The organism is Mesorhizobium sp. M0077 (assembly GCF_040322955.1).
Classification (GTDB): Bacteria; Pseudomonadota; Alphaproteobacteria; order Rhizobiales; family Rhizobiaceae; genus Mesorhizobium.
This window is the reverse complement of sequence record NZ_JAMYUL010000012.1, coordinates 24,190-42,216: the sequence shown is the minus strand read 5'-3', so window position 1 is coordinate 42,216 and position 18,027 is coordinate 24,190. Positions and strand designations below refer to the sequence as shown.

General features: G+C 64.7%; 18 protein-coding genes and 1 pseudogene. 8 read left to right on the top strand and 11 right to left on the bottom strand.

What is annotated here, in order from left to right:
- Positions 1–181 precede the first annotated feature (181 nt).
- The 8 genes and pseudogenes from NKJ57_RS21990 to pcaQ all read right to left on the bottom strand — a co-directional run bounded on the left by NKJ57_RS21990 (position 182) and on the right by pcaQ (position 8,444).
- On the bottom strand, positions 182–1,627 hold the full coding sequence (locus NKJ57_RS21990; protein WP_352512542.1) for an aldehyde dehydrogenase: 1,446 nt from the start codon (positions 1,625–1,627) through the stop codon (positions 182–184).
- Between the two features lie 94 nt (positions 1,628–1,721).
- A pseudogene (locus tag NKJ57_RS21985) lies at positions 1,722–2,506 on the bottom strand (coniferyl-alcohol dehydrogenase).
- A gap of 2 nt (positions 2,507–2,508) precedes the next feature.
- Positions 2,509–3,573, bottom strand: a complete 1,065-nt coding sequence (locus NKJ57_RS21980; RefSeq protein WP_352512544.1) for a branched-chain amino acid ABC transporter permease — start codon at positions 3,571–3,573, stop codon at positions 2,509–2,511.
- Positions 3,570–4,466 carry a branched-chain amino acid ABC transporter permease gene (locus NKJ57_RS21975; protein ID WP_023829185.1) on the bottom strand — a complete coding sequence of 299 codons (897 nt, stop codon included), beginning with the start codon at positions 4,464–4,466 and terminating at the stop codon, positions 3,570–3,572. Before NKJ57_RS21975 ends, NKJ57_RS21980 begins: the two co-directional genes overlap by 4 nt.
- Complete coding sequence (locus NKJ57_RS21970; RefSeq protein ID WP_023696244.1) at positions 4,463–5,191, bottom strand: ABC transporter ATP-binding protein; 729 nt, start codon at positions 5,189–5,191, stop codon at positions 4,463–4,465. Before NKJ57_RS21970 ends, NKJ57_RS21975 begins: the two co-directional genes overlap by 4 nt.
- Positions 5,188–5,862 carry an ABC transporter ATP-binding protein gene (locus tag NKJ57_RS21965; RefSeq protein WP_444848975.1) on the bottom strand — a complete coding sequence of 225 codons (675 nt, stop codon included), beginning with the start codon at positions 5,860–5,862 and terminating at the stop codon, positions 5,188–5,190. The genes NKJ57_RS21970 and NKJ57_RS21965 overlap by 4 nt, the downstream gene beginning before the upstream one ends.
- An 89-nt stretch (positions 5,863–5,951) precedes the next feature.
- The gene (locus NKJ57_RS21960) at positions 5,952–7,250 is read right to left on the bottom strand and encodes an ABC transporter substrate-binding protein (protein WP_023739488.1); all 1,299 of its coding nucleotides are present in this window, start codon (positions 7,248–7,250) and stop codon (positions 5,952–5,954) included.
- A 276-nt stretch (positions 7,251–7,526) separates the two neighbouring features.
- Positions 7,527–8,444 carry a pca operon transcription factor PcaQ gene (gene pcaQ / locus NKJ57_RS21955; RefSeq protein WP_023685275.1) on the bottom strand — a complete coding sequence of 306 codons (918 nt, stop codon included), beginning with the start codon at positions 8,442–8,444 and terminating at the stop codon, positions 7,527–7,529.
- A gap of 92 nt (positions 8,445–8,536) precedes the next feature.
- Between pcaQ and pcaD the strand changes: the two genes are divergently transcribed.
- Genes pcaD through pobA form a run of 6 tightly spaced genes read left to right on the top strand, consistent with a single transcriptional unit; the run spans position 8,537 to position 13,355 of the window.
- Complete coding sequence (gene pcaD / locus NKJ57_RS21950) at positions 8,537–9,346, top strand: 3-oxoadipate enol-lactonase (RefSeq protein ID WP_023691336.1); 810 nt, start codon at positions 8,537–8,539, stop codon at positions 9,344–9,346.
- Positions 9,339–9,752, top strand: coding sequence for a 4-carboxymuconolactone decarboxylase (gene pcaC, locus NKJ57_RS21945; protein WP_023714835.1), 414 nt, complete (start codon positions 9,339–9,341; stop codon positions 9,750–9,752). Before pcaD ends, pcaC begins: the two co-directional genes overlap by 8 nt.
- Positions 9,742–10,497 (top strand): protocatechuate 3,4-dioxygenase subunit beta, encoded by a 756-nt coding sequence (pcaH, locus tag NKJ57_RS21940; protein WP_352512546.1) that lies wholly within the window; start codon positions 9,742–9,744, stop codon positions 10,495–10,497. The genes pcaC and pcaH overlap by 11 nt, the downstream gene beginning before the upstream one ends.
- Complete coding sequence (gene pcaG, locus NKJ57_RS21935) at positions 10,497–11,111, top strand: protocatechuate 3,4-dioxygenase subunit alpha (protein ID WP_352512547.1); 615 nt, start codon at positions 10,497–10,499, stop codon at positions 11,109–11,111. The genes pcaH and pcaG overlap by 1 nt, the downstream gene beginning before the upstream one ends.
- A 19-nt stretch (positions 11,112–11,130) precedes the next feature.
- Positions 11,131–12,183 (top strand): 3-carboxy-cis,cis-muconate cycloisomerase, encoded by a 1,053-nt coding sequence (locus NKJ57_RS21930; RefSeq protein WP_352512548.1) that lies wholly within the window; start codon positions 11,131–11,133, stop codon positions 12,181–12,183.
- Positions 12,183–13,355 carry a 4-hydroxybenzoate 3-monooxygenase gene (pobA, locus tag NKJ57_RS21925; RefSeq protein ID WP_352512550.1) on the top strand — a complete coding sequence of 391 codons (1,173 nt, stop codon included), beginning with the start codon at positions 12,183–12,185 and terminating at the stop codon, positions 13,353–13,355. Before NKJ57_RS21930 ends, pobA begins: the two co-directional genes overlap by 1 nt.
- Positions 13,356–13,368: 13 nt before the next feature.
- Here pobA and pcaF read toward each other — a convergent pair whose 3' ends face one another.
- Genes pcaF through NKJ57_RS21910 form a run of 3 tightly spaced genes read right to left on the bottom strand, consistent with a single transcriptional unit; the run spans position 13,369 to position 16,218 of the window.
- A complete protein-coding gene (gene pcaF / locus NKJ57_RS21920; protein ID WP_023712109.1) occupies positions 13,369–14,574 on the bottom strand; it encodes a 3-oxoadipyl-CoA thiolase in 1,206 nt (401 codons plus the stop codon).
- A gap of 1 nt (position 14,575) precedes the next feature.
- Positions 14,576–15,364: a CoA-transferase subunit beta gene (locus NKJ57_RS21915; protein ID WP_352512551.1), complete on the bottom strand. Its 789-nt coding sequence runs from the start codon at positions 15,362–15,364 to the stop codon at positions 14,576–14,578.
- A complete protein-coding gene (locus tag NKJ57_RS21910; RefSeq protein WP_023685266.1) occupies positions 15,361–16,218 on the bottom strand; it encodes a CoA transferase subunit A in 858 nt (285 codons plus the stop codon). Before NKJ57_RS21910 ends, NKJ57_RS21915 begins: the two co-directional genes overlap by 4 nt.
- Before the next feature lie 116 nt (positions 16,219–16,334).
- On the opposite strand from NKJ57_RS21910, the gene NKJ57_RS21905 reads away from it, so the two are divergent.
- Together NKJ57_RS21905 and NKJ57_RS21900 are read left to right on the top strand one after the other, a co-directional pair.
- Positions 16,335–17,105, top strand: coding sequence for an IclR family transcriptional regulator domain-containing protein (locus NKJ57_RS21905; RefSeq protein WP_352512552.1), 771 nt, complete (start codon positions 16,335–16,337; stop codon positions 17,103–17,105).
- A gap of 196 nt (positions 17,106–17,301) precedes the next feature.
- Complete coding sequence (locus NKJ57_RS21900) at positions 17,302–18,027, top strand: GntR family transcriptional regulator (RefSeq protein ID WP_352512554.1); 726 nt, start codon at positions 17,302–17,304, stop codon at positions 18,025–18,027.

Sequence of the window (18,027 nt, the reverse complement as noted above, 5' to 3'; positions counted from 1 at the left end):
GCCGTCCGGCGGCATGTGCTTGAGGGGTAAAATACCCACCATTAAACGATTTACAACTCCGGGAGGGGCCGCCGATCGCGCGGCTCGAGCCTTGCCGGGTTTTGATGCGGGAATCCGTTGGCTCGCCAGGCAACCGGCCCTGAGGGCTCCTTCCCTTCTCCCCCTGTCGGAGAAGGTGCAGTCAAAACGGATAGTGCTGCCCCGGATCCTCGATGGTTAGCCAGCGCAGGTCGGTGAACTCGGCAATCGAGGCCTTGCCGCCGAAGCGGCCGTAGCCTGAACCCTTGACGCCGCCGAACGGCATTTGCGCCTCGTCGCCGACGGTCGGGCCATTGATGTGGCAGATGCCAGCTTCGATGCGCGCGGCAACCGCCATGGCACGGCGGATGTCGCGGCTGAACACGGCTGAAGACAGGCCGTATTCGGTATCGTTGGCGACACGTACCGCTTCGTTCTCGCCCTTGACGCGGATCACCGGCTTGACCGGGCCGAAAGATTCTTCCGAATAGACGCGCATTGCCGGCGTCACGTGGTCGAGCAATGTCGCCTCGACCACGGTTCCGGTGCGCTTGCCGCCGGCCACAAGCCTGGCGCCCTTGGCGACGGCGTCGGCAACCAGTTCTTCCATCTTGTCGGCGGCCTGGCTGCTGATCAGCGAACCGAGCACGACATGGCCGCGCGGGTCGCCGGCCGGCAACTGCGCCGCGCGGACGGCGAGCTTGGCGACGAATTCGTCGGCGACCTTTTCATCAACGACCAGACGCTCGGTCGACATGCAGATCTGGCCCTGATGCATGTAGGCGCCGAAGGTCGCCGCATTGACCGCCGCATCGATGTCGGCATCGTCGAGCACGACCAGCGGCGCCTTGCCGCCGAGTTCGAGCAGCGCCGGCTTCAAGTGACGGCCGGCGAGTTCGGCAATGATTCTGCCGACCTTGGTCGAGCCGGTGAAGTTGACACGCCTGACTGCAGGGTGCGCGACCAGTGCCTCGACGATTGCCGCTGCGTCCTTGGGGTCATTGGTGACGACATTGATGACGCCCTTGGGCAGGCCCGCCTCGACCAGCACCTGGCCGATCAGCCGGTGTGTGCCGGGGCACATTTCGGAGGCTTTCAGCACAACCGTGTTGCCGCAGGCGATCGGCATGGCGATGGCACGGGTACCGAGGATGACCGGCGCATTCCACGGCGCGATGCCGAGGCAGACGCCGGCCGGCTGGCGGATCGCCATGGCCAGCGTGCCGGGCTTGTCGGAGGGAATGACCTCGCCCGAAATCTGCGTCGTCATGGCGGCTGCCTCGCGCAGCATTTTGGCGGCGAGCATGACGTTGAAGCCGGCCCAGGGGCCGGTCGCGCCGGTTTCTTCCATCATCAACTTGGTGAATTCGCCGACCTTGGAGTCCATGACATCGGCCGCCTTGGACAGCAAAGCGCGGCGCTCGCCCGGACCGGTCTTCGACCACGTCTTGAAAGCGGCAGCAGCGGCTTCGACCGCGGCATTGGCGTCGGCGATGCTGGCTGCGGCAGCGCGGGTCGCCAGCTTGCCGGTGAACGGGTCCATGCGCTCGTAAGAGGCTGAGCCGGAGGCATTCCTTTTGTCGCCGTCGATCAGAAGTCCGATGTCCATTGTTCTCTCCCTCGCTCGCCGTGGAGCGTCTTTTCTATCTATTATCGACCACGATCTGATCCGAACACCGGCTCCCACTTTTCGGGATCATGGTCTAGAAGCCGAGCACCTCGGCATTGATCGATGCTTCAAGCCCACCGTCAACCGGCACATTGGCGCCGTTGACCCAGCGTGCGCCGTCCGAGCACAGGAACAGCACAACAGGCGCGATGTCGCCCGAGGTTCCGGCGCGCCCGACCCTGGCGATGTCGCTGTCGACGCGGGCGTCACCCAACACATTGCGGAACTGTTTGAGGATCGGCGTCTCGACCGGGCCGGGGCTCACTGCATTGACGCGGATGCCGCGGCTCCTGAACAGGTCCTGATGTGCGGCGCGCTGCGTCCACAACAGCAGCAGCTCCTTGGAAACGGGATAGCCTTCCTCGTTCTTCACCTGATGGTCGGCGATCATCTTCGCCACATCGGGAAAGCCTTCGATGCCGATCATCGATGCCGCGCGGTTGAGATTGGCGCGCCAGCCATAGCCGGCGATCGAGGCGACGTTGACTACGGTGCCGCCTTCACGAAGTCTTGGTGCGAGGCCTTCCGAGAGCGCGCGCAGGCCGTAGAAGTTGACGGCCAGTGTCGACACCGCACCGGTGTTGCCGGGGAGGCCGGCGACATTGCAGAGCGCATCGATGCGCTGCGGCAGGCGCCCGAGGAGATCGTCGACGCCGGCCTTGGATGAGATGTCAGCCTTGACGAAACTGCCGGCCGATGCTGCCGGTTCACGCATATCGACGCCGATCACGTCAGCGCCCGTTGGCCGGCAAGTTCGGCCGTGCGAGCGCCGATACCAGAGGCGACACCGGTGATGAGGATGGTCTTGCCGAACAGCATGGTCACGCCTTTTCACTATGCGTTGCGGCCTGTTGCGGCGAAGGCGCCGCGTCACTATCGCCGGCGTTTGCCGGCAGCCTGACCCGGTAGCCGACCGGTAGCAGGCGCAGGCCAAAGCGCTCCTCCAGCGTTCCCCACACGCCGCGCGGCAGGAACAGCGAGAACAGCACCGCCGTGGCGCCGAGGCCGATCAGATACCAGACGCCGGTGCCGCCGAACCAGGTCTCGATGAGGAAGAACAGCAGCGCACCCAGAATGGCGCCCTCGAAGGTGCCGATGCCGCCGACCAGCACCATGAAGATCATGTAGGCGGTCCACTGGACGTTGAAGTAGGTTTTCGGCTGGAAGGTGATCGACGTGGCCAACCACAGCGCGCCGGCCATGCCGATGCCGAAGGCGGCGAGCACGAAGAGCAGCCGCTTGGTTCCGGTGACGCGCACGCCGACCGATGCCGCGGCCTCCTCATTGTCCCTGATGGCGCGGATGGCCGCACCCGTGCTGCCGCGCAGCAGGCTAAACAGGATGGCAAGGAGCGCCGTCATCGCGGCCAGCGCCAGCCAGTAGATCGTCGCCCGCCTGACGCCGGCGTCATAGACGTTGAGCGAGATCAGCGACGTCCCGGTCTCGCCTTGCACCAGCCGGTCGAGATTGACCAGGAGATGGGTGAGCGCCGCGATCACCCACATGCCGATGGCGAACTCGCCGTTCTTCAGCTTCAGCATGAACAGCGACATTGGCCAGGAGATCGCGCCGACAATGATCGCCGAGACAAACAGAGAAGCGAACGGGTTGAGGCCTGCATCGGCCAGGCGGATGGTGAAATAGGCGCCGAGGCCGAAGAACACTTGCTGTCCCACCGAAACCAGCCCGCCGAAGCCGGCCAGCGCATTCCACATCGCCGCCAGGATCACATAGATGAACAAGGCGGTCATGCGGTCGACGGCGCCGGCCGACAGGAAATGCGGCGCAACAGCGAGCAGCGCGATGATGACGACAACCGCAATCGCCGAGATGCGCGAGGCGGAGGTGCCGCGCTCGATAACGGGGGCGTTTAAAACCGAGCTCATGATGCTTTCCTCGCGGGCAGGCGCAGCAGGCCGCGCAGGCCGAGGCCGGAGGTGGAGAGCCGGATGAACAGCACGATCAGGAAGGCGACATGGCCGCCGATCAGAAAACCTTGCGGATGGATCTGCGCGCCGAGCGTCTGGGCGAGCGCCAGAACGATGCCGCCGACCAGCGTGCCCCATAGCGAACCGGCGCCGCCGATCACCGCCGCCTCGAAAGCGAACAGCAATTGAGGTGCGCCGGTATAGGGATCGAAGGTGGCGCGCATGCCGAGGAAGGCACCGGCAAGACCGACCGTGACCATGGCGATGGCGGCCGCGAGGGCGTTGGCGCGGCGCGCATCGACGCCGACGAGACCGGCCGTGTCGGGATCTTCCGACGTGGCGCGGATCGAGCGGCCAAGCCACGTGCGGGTGAGGAACAGCTGCAGTCCGCCAAGCAATATGACGGCGGCGGCGAACATGATCACGGCAAGCTTGCCGACATAGATGCTGCCCGGCCATTCCCAGGAATCGTAGGAGAGGCTGCCGATATAGGGCGCCAGCGAACGTGTGTCGGCGCCGAACTGCTCGAACAGCGCATTGTCGATGACGATGGCGAGGCCGAACGTGGTCAGGATCGGCAGCAGCGCGCCTCCTCGGGCGCTGCGCTCGAGCAGGAAGCGCTGCAGCGCCCAGCCGATGGCCGCCATCAGCGGCAGCACGATGAGCAGGCCGACGAAGGGCGAGATATGGAATTGCGAGGCGAGCCACCACAGTGCGTAGGCGGAAAACACGGCCAGGCTGCCATGCGCGAGGTTGATGATGCGCATCACCGAAAACATGAAGGAGAGGCCGCAGGCGATCAGCGCGTAGTAGCCGCCGAGCAGGATGCCCTGGACGATCTGGTTGCTCATGCCGGCACACTCCCGGCGCTTTTTCTGTGCAGGCCGAAATAGGCTTTCGTCACTTCATCGCGGGACATGCCCTTGCTCGGGCCTTCCAGCGCGACGCGTCCTTCGAGCATGCAGATGACCTTGTCCGAGACCGAGAGCGCGCGATTGAGGTCCTGTTCGACCAGGATGATCGTCGTGCCGGAGCTGATCAGCCCTTGCAGCGAAGCGTAGACGCGATCGACCACCAGCGGCGACAGGCCGAGCGAGACCTCGTCGAGCAGCAGCAGCTCCGGATTGCTCATCAACGCGCGGCCGATGGCGGTGGCCTGCTGCTCGCCACCGGAGAGATGCCCGGTCTTGGCGTGGCGGCGCGGCTTCAGATTGGGGAACGTGTCGAGCACCCTTTCCACGCTCCAGTCGCCGGGCCGGCCGGCGGTCTTGCCGAGCAGAAGGTTCTCCTCGACCGTCATCTGCACGAACAGCTTTCGTCCTTCCGGCACCAGCGCCACACCCATGCCGACGCGCTTGTGCGACGGCACGCCGGTGATGTCGGCGCTGTCCAGCAGCACACGGCCGGCAGTCGGCTGATGCGCGCCGGCGATTGCCCTGAGCAGCGTCGTCTTGCCGGCGCCGTTGGCGCCGACCAGCGCCAGCGTTTCGCGGCGCTCGATCGTAAAGCTCACACCGCGCACCGCCTGCAACAGGCCGTGGCGGACGACCAGATTCTCGATTGCGAGCAGGCTCATTTCGGGCCTCCACCGAGATAGGCGCGCACGACTTCGGGATCGGCCATCACGGCTTGCGGCTCGCCATCGGCAATGATCTTTCCGGCATCCATGCAGATCAGCCGCTCGGCCACCTGCAGCAGGATGTGGACGATGTGCTCGATCCAGACGATGCCGATCTTGCGCCGGCGCAATTCCTTGATGGTATCGACGAGTTCGCTCGCCTCGCCATCGGTCAGTCCGCCGCCGATCTCGTCGAGCAGAAGCAGGGTCGGCCTTGCGGCAAGCGCGCGGGCCAGTTCCAGCCGCTTGCGGTCGAGCAGGCCGAGTGTCTCGGCGCGTCGGTTGGCGACGCCCAGCATGCCGCACAGTTTCAGCGACGCCAACGCCGCTTCATAGGCCTCGTCGCGGGCGAGACCCGCCCCATGCGACGCGGCGACGAAGACGTTTTCGAACGTGGTCATGCCGCTGAACGGTTTCGGCACCTGGTGCGTGCGCACCAGGCCGAGACGACAGCGCGCCGTGGCCGGCAGCGCCGTCACGTCGCCGCCCTTGAAGGCGACCGTGCCGGCGCTCGGCGGGAAGGCGCCTGACAAGATGCTGAGCAGCGTCGTCTTGCCGGCGCCGTTCGGGCCGACGATGCCGACGGCCTCAGCGGCATTCATGGCGAAGTCGACATCGTCGAGCACCACCAGCGCGCCGAAGCGTTTCTGGATGCCGGCAGCGCGGAGGATCGCGGCGTTTGCTGAACCGTTCACGATGCGACCCCCGTAGCCGTCCGTCAGCCGTTATACGGCTGGAGCTTGGCCTCGACCGGAACCTTCGGGTCGGTGGCGTTCTCGGTCACGACGTAGTCGAGCGGGAATTTGCCGCCTTCCTTGGCCGCCACCCATTGGGTGCCGATGATCGGGCCGGGAGAGACATTGGCGACCGGGCCGCTGGTGAAGTCGACCTTGCCGATCATGGTCTCGGTGTTGAGCGTGCTCAGCGCCTTGGCGACGGCCGCCTTGTCCTTGGCGTCGGTGCTTGCCTTCAGCGCCTCGAAGCCGGCGTCGAGCAGCGACATCGAGGCGCCGAGCTGCTGCGTCCATTGCTTGCCGCTGGCGGCCTCATAACCGTCGGCCAGTTCGGTCCCCGAAACGCCGGTCAGCGGCGACTTGTAGGGGAAGGCCTTGTGCCAGTAAGCGGCGCTCGAAATCTTGTTGCCGAGATCGCCGAGCGCCTCGATGTCGGACGGGAACAGCCCGGTCTTGGCGACCTGGCAGATCTTGATCTGCTTGATCAGGCCTTGCTGCGCGGCCTGGCGCCAGAAGGCGGCGAAGTCCGGCGGGATCGGGAAGGAGTTGAAGATCTCGACGCCTTCCTGCTTGAACAGAGCGATCTGCGAGGAATAGTCGGTGGTGCCGGTCTCGTAGGCGCCGGGATCGACGATGGTGAAACCCTGCTTTGCCAGCAACGGCGCCAGATGGGTGCGGATGGCATTGCCGTCGGCGTCGTTGGGATACATGACGCCGACCTTCTTGTTGGTCTCGATCAGGTTCCATTGCGAGATGTAGGTCCGGAAGAACTCGTCGACGCCGAAGCCGAAATGATAGGTCCATTTGAACGGCGAGGGTTCGCCGGGCTTGGCGCCGCGGCCGAAATACCAGGCCTCCCACGGCATAACGGTGGAGAGGCAAGGCACGCCGGCGGCTTCGCAGGCGTCGGCGACCGGGTTGATCACCTCCGGCGTCGACACCGCCAGCATCAGGTCGACGGCCTGGTTGTTGATGAGGTCCTTGGCGAGCTGGCCGGCGCGCGACGGGTCGGATTGCGTGTCCTGGTCGATGATCTCGACACTGTATTTCTTGCCGCCGATGTCGAGGCCGTTGGCGAGCGCCTTGCGGGCGAGATCGAGCACATAGCCGTCGGTCTGGCCGAAGCCGGCGAGCGGCCCGGTGCGCGGGCTGACAAAGCCGACCTTCAGCGTGTCGGCGGCCTGCGCGAATGCCTGGCCGCGGCTGAGCGCAAGTGCCGCGCCGCCGGCGAGCGATGTGGCGATGAACTGGCGCCGCGAGACGCCGGATTTGCTTGAGGTCATGCTGGTATTCCTCCCTTTCCTGACGGCACCTGGAGGTCACCGCCGGCCTGCTCAAAATCGATGCCGCCCGTTCTTAAGATCGGAGATCGCCCCGGCAGGCCTTGAGGCGGCAGCGGAACGCCGCCAATGCCGATAACGGCACGATTTCGATCCTCCCATCGTCACAGTGCCCTAGGTGTTTGGTTTGGTAAAATGATATTTTGCGGTGTTTCGTTAACCAACAGGTTATGGAAATACGGCTGAAGGCCCGCTCTGCGCCAGATTGGCGAAAGGTGCTCAGGCGTTCTGGCTGGCCGCCTCGCGAATTGTCTGCAGCAGGATGGTGAAGGCCGGCGAAGGCGCAGTGTCGGTCCGCATCGTCAGGCCGACCGGCCCTTTGGTTTCCTCGGTGTTGACGGGCAAGGCGACGAAGGCGCCGCTGGAGAGTTCGTTGGCGACGACGCCTGTCGATATGATCCAGACCGCATTGCTTTGGCGCAGGAAGGCACGGCCGAAGGAATCCGAGACGGTCTCGATCTCGGTCGCAGGCGCCGTCATGCCGTTGGTGATGAACAGGCGGTCGACGAACGGGCGGATGACCGATTCCCGCGTCGGCATCAGCACCGGAAATTCATCGAGCCGGGCGAAGATGTCCTGGCCCGGCTGCAGCAGCGGATGGCCGGCCCTCACCACGAACAGCACCGGTTCGGAATAGAGATGCTCGAAGAAGAAGCCGGTCATGTTTTCCGGCGCCGCAAGCCGGCCGACGACGAGATCGAGCGCACCGACGCGCAACTGTTCCAGCAGGACCGCGTTCTCGCCGGTGACGATCTTGATCGCAGCACCGGTATTTTCACTCAGGAACAGGCTTATGGCGCGTGGCATCACCTTGGCCGACACTGTCGGGAGCGCGCCGATGCGGATCGGATGCCGGTTGATGGCGCCGTCCTGGCGGACGGAATCGACGCCGCGCTTCAGTGCCGTGATCGCCGTGCCGGCATGGCCGAGAAAGATTTCGCCAAGCCGCGTCACCCTGATGCCGCGGCCGTCGCGTTCGACGACAGCGATGCCAAGCGCCTCCTCCAGTTCGCGCAGCGTCTTGGTCACGGCCGGTGGGCTGACATGGAGAAAGTCGGCCGCCCTCGCCACGCTGCCTTGCCGCGCTACCTCAAGGAATGCCTGCAGGTGACGGAACCTTATGCGGCTTTCGGACATGTTCTCATAACCTAGCAGTTAACGAAACCGCGTAAAATATCATTTTACCAAACCAAATGCCTTGTGCAATGTGAACACGGAGGATCGAAATCGTGCCATTCGTCAACATTGGCGGCATCACGCTGCACCATCGCCACATCAAGGCGAAGGGAAATGCGCGGCCGATCGTGTTCATCAATTCGCTGGGCACCGACTTCCGCATCTGGGACGAGGTGTTGTCCGAACTGGGTGGTGAAATGCCAGCGTTGGTCTACGACAAGCGCGGCCATGGCCTGTCCGACATTGGTGGCGTCAGCTCGATCGACGAGCATGTCGATGATCTGTCGGGCCTGATCGATCATTTCGAACTGAACAATGCGGTGCTGTGCGGCCTGTCGGTGGGCGGCCTGATTGCGCAAGGGTTTTATGCCCGGCGCCCCGAAATCGTCGACGGCCTCATCCTGTGCGACACCGCCCACAAGATCGGCACTGCCGACAGCTGGAACACCCGCATCGAAACGGTCGAAAGCAAAGGCATCCAGGCCATCGCCGATGCCGTGCTCAAAATGTGGTTTACGCCTGCCTTCCACGCGGACCGTGTCGCCGAGCTCGACGGCTACTGGAACATGATGACCCGGCAAGCCGTCGCCGGCTATATCGGCACCTGCGCCGCGGTGCGCGATGCCGATTTCACCGAGGCCGCGCAGGGGATCGCGGTACCCACGCTTTGCGTCGTTGGCGACCAGGACGGCTCGACGCCGCCGGATCTCGTCCGCTGGCTGGCCGATCTGATCCCAGGCGCACATTTCGAAATCATTCGTGACGCCGCGCACATCCCTTGCGTCGAACAGCCCAAGGCGCTGACCACCCTGATCCGCGATTTCGTCGCGGCGCTTCCCCTGAGAAAGCAGACCCATGGATGAACTGCCCAAAAACGAAACCAGATACCAGACCGGGCTGACCGTCAGGCGCTCGGTGCTCGGCGACCCGCATGTTGATCGCAGCGAGGATGCCGTCACCGATTTCGACCGGCCGTTCCAGGAGCTGATCACCGAGGCAGCCTGGGGCACTGTGTGGACGCGTCCGGGCTTCAGCAGGCGCGAACGCTCGATCGTGACGCTGGCACTGCTGGCCGCCCTTGGCCATGATGAAGAGGTCGCCATGCATGTGCGCGCCACCGCCAACACCGGTGCGTCGCGCGACGATATCTGCGAAGCGTTCCTGCATGTCGCGATCTATGCCGGCGTGCCGGCCGCCAACCGCGCCTTCAGGATCGCCAAGGAGGTGTTTTCGGAAATGGACGGAAGCAGGGCTGGCCATGCCAGCTGATGCCGGCTCGAACCGCAGGCCCGAGACCGGCGCCTTCTTCCAGCGCGACCGCGGCTGGCACCCGCCGGCGCTGACGCCCGACTACAAGACTTCGGTGCTGCGCTCGCCGCAGAAGGCGCTGCTGGCCTTCGACAACACGGCGTCGGAAATCACCGGTCCGGTGTTCGGCCACGCCATGCTGGGCGAACTCGACAATGACCTGATCCACAATTTCGCAAAGCCCGGCGAGAGCGCCATCGGCGAGCGTATCATCGTCTATGGCCGCGTGCTCGACGAGCGCGGCCAGGGCGTCTCCGGCGCGCTGCTCGAATTCTGGCAGGCCAATTCAGGCGGCCGCTACCGCCACAAGAAGGACGGCTATCTCGCGCCGCTCGATCCGAATTTCGGCGGCTGCGGCCGCACCATCACCGATGCCGATGGCGGTTATGCCTTTCGCACGGTGAAGCCAGGTCCCTATCCCTGGCCGAACGGGCCCAATGACTGGCGGCCGTCGCACATCCATTTCTCGGTGTTCGGCCACGGCTTCGCACAGCGGCTGATCACCCAGATGTATTTCGAGGGCGACCCGCTGATCTGGCGATGCCCGATCGTGCGCGGTATCCGCGACAAGGCGGCCGTTGAGACGCTGGTAGCGGCGCTCGACATGCAGGCGACGATCCCGTTCGATGCGCGCGCCTACAAGTTCAACATCGTGCTGCGCGGGCGTCGCGCCTCGCTGTTCGAAAACCGACCGGAGGGCAATTGATGGCGCAGTCGCTCAGCCGGCTGAAGGAGAGTCCGTCGCAGACCGCCGGGCCTTACGTGCATATCGGGCTGACGCCGAATTTCAGCGGCATCGGCGGCGTCTATCCGACAGACCTCGGCGCGACGATGCTCAACGACCACAGCAAGGGCGAGCGCATCGGTTTGCGCATCCGCGTGCTCGACGGCACCGGCACGCCGCTCCGGGACGCGCTGATCGAGATCTGGCAAGCGGACGCCAATGGCTTCTACAATTCGCCGACCGAATTGCGCGGCGATGCCGATCCGGATTTTCAGGGCTGGGGCCGTCAGCCGACCGACATGGACACCGGCCTGTGCAGTTTTCAGACGATCAAGCCGGGACGCGTGCCGTTCGACGACGGCCGGCTGATGGCGCCGCATATCAGCCTGTGGATCGTCGCCCGCGGCATCAATATCGGCCTCCATACGCGGCTCTATTTCTCAGACGAGGCCAAGGCCAATGCCGAGGATCCGATCCTGGCCCGCATCGAGCACAAGGTGCGCGTGCCGACGCTGATCGCCGAGCGGCAAGGCGACAACTATATTTTCGACGTCCATCTCCAAGGGGAGAAGGAGACGGTCTTCTTCGACAGCTGACGGTCAGGAAACCAATGACATGACCGTATCGCCCTTCGACCATCCGCTGCTCTCCGGCCTGCTCGGCGACGAGGAGGCGGCTCGGCATTTTTCGGTGGATGCGGAAATCGCCGCCATGCTCGATTTCGAGCGCGCGCTGGCGCAAGCGGAAGCCGAAAGCGGGATTATCGGCACGGATGCCGCCGCGGCTATTATACCTGTCCTGTTGTCATACAAGCCGGACACCGCGCGGCTGCGGGCCGGTGTGGCGAAGGATGGCGTGATCGTGCCCGAACTGGTGCGCCAGTTGAAGGCAGCGGTCGGCGCGCCGCACGACGCCGGCGTGCATTTCGGCGCAACCAGCCAGGACGTCATCGACACTGGCCTGGTGCTTCGGCTGCGCCGGCTCATTGAACATCTCGACCTGCTGCTGACTGAAAACATTCTGCGGCTGGTGGGGCTGGAAGAACGTTTTGGCAGCCGTGCATTGACAGCGATGACGCGCATGCAGCCGGCGATCCCAATTCAGGCGTCGGACCGCGTGGCGGTGTGGCGCACGCCGCTGCAACGGCATCAGCAGAGACTGTCGGAGCAATCCAAGCGTCTGCTCTTGGTGCAGTTTGGCGGCTCTGCCGGCACGCTGGAGAAGCTGGGCGACAAAGGACCTGCCGTGCGCGCGGCCCTTGCCGCAAAACTCGGCCTTGGCGATGCGCCGCAATGGCACAGCCAGCGCGATGCGCTGGCCGAATTCGCCGGGCTGCTATCGCTCATCACCGGCAGCCTCGGCAAGTTCGGCCAGGACGTTGCGTTGATGGCGCAAGATGGAACCGACATCAAGCTGTCCGGCGGCGGCGGCTCGTCGGCCATGCCGCACAAGCAGAACCCGGTGAAGGCGGAAGTGCTGGTGACGCTGGCGCGCTTCAACGCCACCCAGCTTTCCGGCATGCACCAGGCGCTGGTGCATGAGCAGGAGCGCTCCGGTGCTGCCTGGACGCTGGAATGGCTGCTCTTGCCGCAAATGGCGATAGCGACCGCGGCTGCGCTACGGCTCGCCGCCGAACTCGCCGGACAGATCGAAAGCCTGGGACACTGATGCGCACAAAGATCGTCATTGTCGGCTCCGGACCGTCCGGGCTGCTGCTTGGCCAGCTTCTCGGCACCATTGGCGTCGAGACGGTGATCCTCGAACGTTCGAGCCGGGAGCATGTGCTTGGCCGGGTGCGGGCAGGGGTGCTCGAACAAGGCACCGTCGAGTTGCTCGAAGAGGCGGGCGCAGCTGCAAGGCTGCATGCCGAGGGCCTGCTGCATGCCGGCATCTCGCTTGCCTTCGGCGGCGGCCTGCACCGGCTCGACCTCACGGCACTGACTGGGGGAAAGCATGTCACCGTCTATGGCCAGACCGAAGTGACGCACGATCTGATGGACAAGCGCGAGGCGGCCGGGCTGACCACCGTCTATGAGGCCGCCAACGTCGCGCTGCATGGTTTCGATGGCGAGGCGCCTTACGTCACCTATAGCAAGGACGGCGTCGGCCATCGCATCGACTGCGACTTCATCGCCGGATGCGATGGCTATCACGGCGTCAGCCGCAAATCGGCGCCTGGGCGGGCGCTGAAAACCTTCGAGCGGACCTATCCCTTCGGCTGGCTCGGCGTGCTGGCCGAAGTGCCGCCGGCCGATCACGAACTGGTCTACGCCAACCATGAGCGGGGCTTTGCGCTGTGCTCGATGCGTTCGACGCATCGCAGCCGCTACTATGTGCAGGTCGCGGCTGACGAACAGGTCGACGCCTGGAGCGACGATCGCTTCTGGGACGAGTTGCGCAGTCGCTTGCCGGAACAGACCGCAGCCGCCGTCGTTACCGGCCCGTCCTTCGAAAAATCGATCGCGCCGCTGCGCTCCTTCGTCGCCGAGCCGATGCGCTTCGGCCGGCTGTTCCTGGTCGGCGACGCCGCCCATATCGTGCCGCCGACGGGCGCCAAGGGGCTCAACCTCGCCGCCAGCGACGTGCGCTATCTCTTTGCCGGGCTACGCGAATTCTATCTGGACAAATCACCAAGCGGGCTCGAGGCCTATTCAGCCAAGGCGCTGGCCAGAGTGTGGAAGGCGGTGCGCTTCTCCTGGTGGATGACGACGATGCTGCACCGCTTTCCCGATACGGGCGAGCTCGGCCAGCGCATCCAGGAAGCCGAGCTCGACTATCTCGTGCATTCGCAGGCAGCGTCGACCGCGCTGGCGGAGAACTATGTCGGTTTGCCGTATTGAGGGCGGTGCAAACTCAAACCCGTTCGAGCGCCACCGCGATGCCCTGGCCGACGCCGATGCACATGGTGGCCAGCGCATAGCGGGCGCTGCGCTCGCGCAGTTCCAGTGCCGCGGTGCCAGTGATACGCGCGCCCGACATGCCCAAGGGATGACCAAGCGCGATGGCGCCGCCATTCGGATTGACGTGCTCCGCATCCTCGGAGATGCCGAGTTGGCGGAGCACGGCGATGCCTTGGGAGGCGAAAGCTTCGTTGAGCTCGATGACATCAAATTGCTGCGGTGTCAGGCCGAGGCGGGCGCAGAGCTTTTGTGTCGCCGGGGCAGGGCCGATGCCCATGATGCGTGGCGCCACGCCGGCAGCAGCGCCGCCGAGGACGCGGGCGATCGGCGTCAGGCCGTATTTTTTCACAGCCGCTTCGGAGGCGATGATCAGCGCTGCCGCGCCGTCATTGACGCCGGACGCGTTGCCGGCGGTGACGGTGCCGCCCTGGCGGAACGGCGTCGGCAATTTGGCTAGCGACTCGACCGTGGTGCCGGCGCGGGGATGCTCATCCTTCGATACGATAATCGCATCGCCCTTTTTCTGTGGGATCGTCACCGGGGTAATCTCCTTCGCCAGCCGGCCATTGGCCTGTGCCGCGACGGCCTTGTCCTGGCTGCGCACGGCAAAGGCGTCCTGGTCGGCGCGCGACACTGAAAAATCCTCGGCGACGTTCTCGCCGGTCTCCGGCATGGAATCGACGCCATATTGTTTCTTCATCAGCGGGTTGATGAAACGCCAGCCGATGGTGGTGTCGTGGATCTCGGCATGGCGCGAAAAGGCGGTCTCGGCCTTGGGCATGACGAAGGGGGCGCGGCTCATCGATTCGACGCCGCCGGCAATCATCAACTCGGCTTCGCCCGCCTTGATGGCGCGGGCGGCGATGGTGAGCGCGTCCATGCCGGACCCGCAGAGGCGATTGACGGTCGAGCCTGACACTTCCTGCGGCAATCCGGCGAGCAGGAGCGACATGCGCGCGACATTGCGATTGTCCTCGCCGGCCTGGTTGGCGCAGCCATAGACGACGTCGTCGATGGCCTGCCAGTCGATGCCGGAATTGCGCTCGACCAGCGCCTTCAGCGGAATGGCGCCGAGATCGTCGGCCCGCACCGACGACAGCGAGCCGCCGAAACGGCCGATCGGGGTGCGGATGTAATCGCAGATGAATGCCTCGGTCATGTCATGCGGCCTTTTCTTTTCCGCTTCCCTCATGCGCCGCCTTGGTGCGGGCCTGCAGGTCGCGCAATGTCGTCAGCTCGAGTTCCGTCGGCGCCGGCGTTTCGTCAAGCGCCTCGGCGAACTTTACGATCCAGCCACAGCTGTCCTGCACCTCAAGCCGCGTTGCGCCGGGATGCAACGACACCACGGTGAATTCCTTGCTCACCGGATCTGGCTTCCAGATGGCAAGGTCGGTGATCAGCAGCGTCGGCCCTGATGTCTCGATGCCGAGGCGCTGGCGATGGTCGCCGCCATCGCCATGGCCGAAGGAGGTGAAGAAGTCGATCTTCTCGACCATGCCGCGCTTGGACTGCGCCATGGTGATGTAGATCTCCTTCGACGAAGTGGCGATCTCCGGCGCGCCGCCGCCGCCGGGCAGGCGGGTCTTGGGATGCGCATAGTCGCCGATGATGGTGGTGTTGATGTTGCCGAACTTGTCGAGCTGGGCGGCACCGAGGAAACCGATCGAAATGCGGCCGCCCTGCAGCCAGTAACGAAACATCTCCGGCACCGAGACGGTCGTGACGGCGGTGTCGCAAAGTTCGCCGTCACCGATCGACAGCGGCAAAACATCGGGCGCGGTGCCGATGGTGCCGCTTTCATAGATCAGCGTGATGTCGGGCGCATGCGTCAGTCGCGCGACGGTGCAGGCGGCCGACGGCGCGCCAATGCCGACGAAGCAGACATCGTCGTTTTTCAGGGCTCGGCTGGCGGCAATCGTCATCATCTCATTGGGAGTAAAGCCGCTCATGCCGCGCTCCTCAGATGCTTTACGCGGCCGGCGAAATCGTCCGCCGTGCGCTCGAGGACATTGGCCTGCATCCAGGTCTGGAATTTTTCACGGTCGGCGGCGATGTCGTCCCATTCGAGATAGGCGGCGTTGTCCCTGGCATAGTAGCCGTGCGTGTAGGAGGGATGCGAACCGCCTGATACCACCGAGATCGCAGCGATGGTCCAGCGCGGCAGCACGGTGAGGTTGGGATGCAGGTCGTCGAAATTGTCGACGACTTCCTCTACCGTCACCACGGCGCGCTTGGCCGCGAGCACCGCTTCCTTCTGGATGCCGATAATGCCTTCGACCAGCACATTGCCTTTTTTGTCGGCCTTCTGAGCGTGGATGAAGGTCACGTCCGGTCGGATGGAAGGAACGGCGGCAAGCACCTCGCCGGTGAACGGGCAGGTGACCGAGCGGATGTTGGGATTGACTGCTGCCAGCCCGGCGCCGCGATAGCCGCGGAACACCGCGCAAGGCAGGCCGGCAGCTCCCGCCTCGTAGGCGTTGGCCATGCCGGCATGGCTGTGCTCCTCGATCTCGATCGACCGGGGGAAGCCGTTCTCGATGGCGTCGCGGGCGCGGCGCAGCAGGCCGACGCCGGGATTGCCGACATAGGAGAAGATGATCTTCTTGGCCATGCCCATGCCGATCATCTGGTCGTAGATCAGGTCGGGGGTCATGCGGATGAGCGTCAGGTCGCGAAAGCCCTGGCGGATGGCCTCATGCGCCGCCGCCGTCGGGATCAGATGCGTGAAGCCTTCGAAGGCGACCGTATCGCCATCATGCAGGTTCTCAGCCACGGCCTGTTTGAGCGGCAGGAAATTGACCATCGCCAAGAACTCCGAAGTTCAAAAAGTTCGTATCGCGAACATTTGTTTTGTATGAGATATTTTTACATCGCGCCGCCGAGACGAGTCAAGGCGGCGCATTGTCTTGCGGAGGCCGCATGGAGGACAAGGCAAAGACGCGCGACCATGTCGGCTCGCTGGAGCGCGGCCTTGCAGTCATGGAGATACTGGCCCGGCATCCGGCCGGGATGACGCTGACCGAAATGGCGGAGGAGGCGGGGCTGACCCGCGCCGGCGCGCGTCGCTTCCTGCTGACGCTGACCGCCACCGGCTATGCCACGCAATCCGGCCGGCAGTTTTCGCTGTCGCCGCGCCTGCTCGCCATCGTGCGCTCTTGGCTCGGCGGCGCCTCGCTGTGGACCTTCGCCGCACCCATCATGCGCGACGTGGCCGGCCAGTTCGACGAGGCCTGCAACGCTGCGGTGCTGTCAGGCGAGGATGTCGTCTATGTCGCGCGCATTCCCGGCCGCCGCATCCTCAGTGTTTCGCTCGATGTCGGCACCAGGCTGCCGGCGCATTGCACCTCGATGGGGCGCGTCCTGCTGTCGGGGCTGGGCGCGGATGAGTTGAAGGCCTTCCTTGCAGAAGCCAAGATCGAACGGCGGACGCCGAAGACGATCACCAGCCGCACCGCGCTGGCCAAGGCCATCGACGCGGCGAGGGCGGGTGGCTTTGCCGTCGTCGATGAAGAGCTGGAGCTTGGCCTGCGCTCGATCGCGGTGCCTATCTGTGACCGCGCAGGCAAGACCGTGGCGGCGATCAACGTCTCGGCGCAGTCGGCGCGGTTCTCCGTCGAGGCGATGGAGCGGGATATCCTGCCAGCGCTGCGGACGGCCAAGCAACAGATTGAGGAATTTTTCTTCGTGTGAGCGCAAGGCTAATCGCCTGAGGGAAGCGCTGCCCCCGCTCTGTCTCGGAGACAGGACGCCCTACGCGTTAGCGTCGCCATGCGAACCTGGGGCACCTGAGCACAACGCATATGCGTGAATCCAAATATATCGTTGACGTCGCCCTTCAACTCCAATATTGAACAGGACTATACAGGTTTATTGAACAGGTACCCTTATGAAGCGGCGCGCGGTTCAACTGTCTCCCGGCACGGGCAAGCCCGAGCAGATCGCCACCGTTCTCGAACATGAGATCCGCTCCGGCGTGCTTGGCTTCGGCGACCGCCTGCAAAGCGAGAACGAACTCGTCCAGCGCTTTTCCGTCAGCCGCAACACGGTCCGCAAGGGCCTCGAGGAGCTGTCCAGCCGTGGGCTGATCACCACCAAGGTCGGCATCGGCTCCTTCGTCACTTTCGACGGCAAGCCGGTCGATGACAGCATTGGCTGGTCGCGGGCGCTTGCCAATGCCGGCGCCAATGCCGAGACCCGGACGCTGCGGCTTGAAGTGATCGAGGATGCCGATCTTGCCGCGCTGCTTGGCATCGAAAGCCCGTTCTTCATCGCCGTCGACCGGGTGCGCACCAATGCCAGCGACGGCCATGCGATCTCCATCGAACGCAGCCGCCTGCCGCTGTCGCCCGAACTGGAGGACGTGCCGCTGCGTGGTCTGCGCGAAGGCTCGCTCCACCAGACGCTGCGAGCCGCCGGTCTCATTCCAGACCATGGCGAGGAATGGGTCGGCATCGAGATGCTCAACGCCGAAGACGCCACCATCCTCGGCTGCCCGCAAGGCACGCCGTTCCTGCGCGGACGCCGGCTGACGCGTGCGGCTGACGACCGGCCGATCGAATATGTCACCAGCCTGCTCAACCCGGCGCATTTCGCGCTGCATATGAGGTTTTGA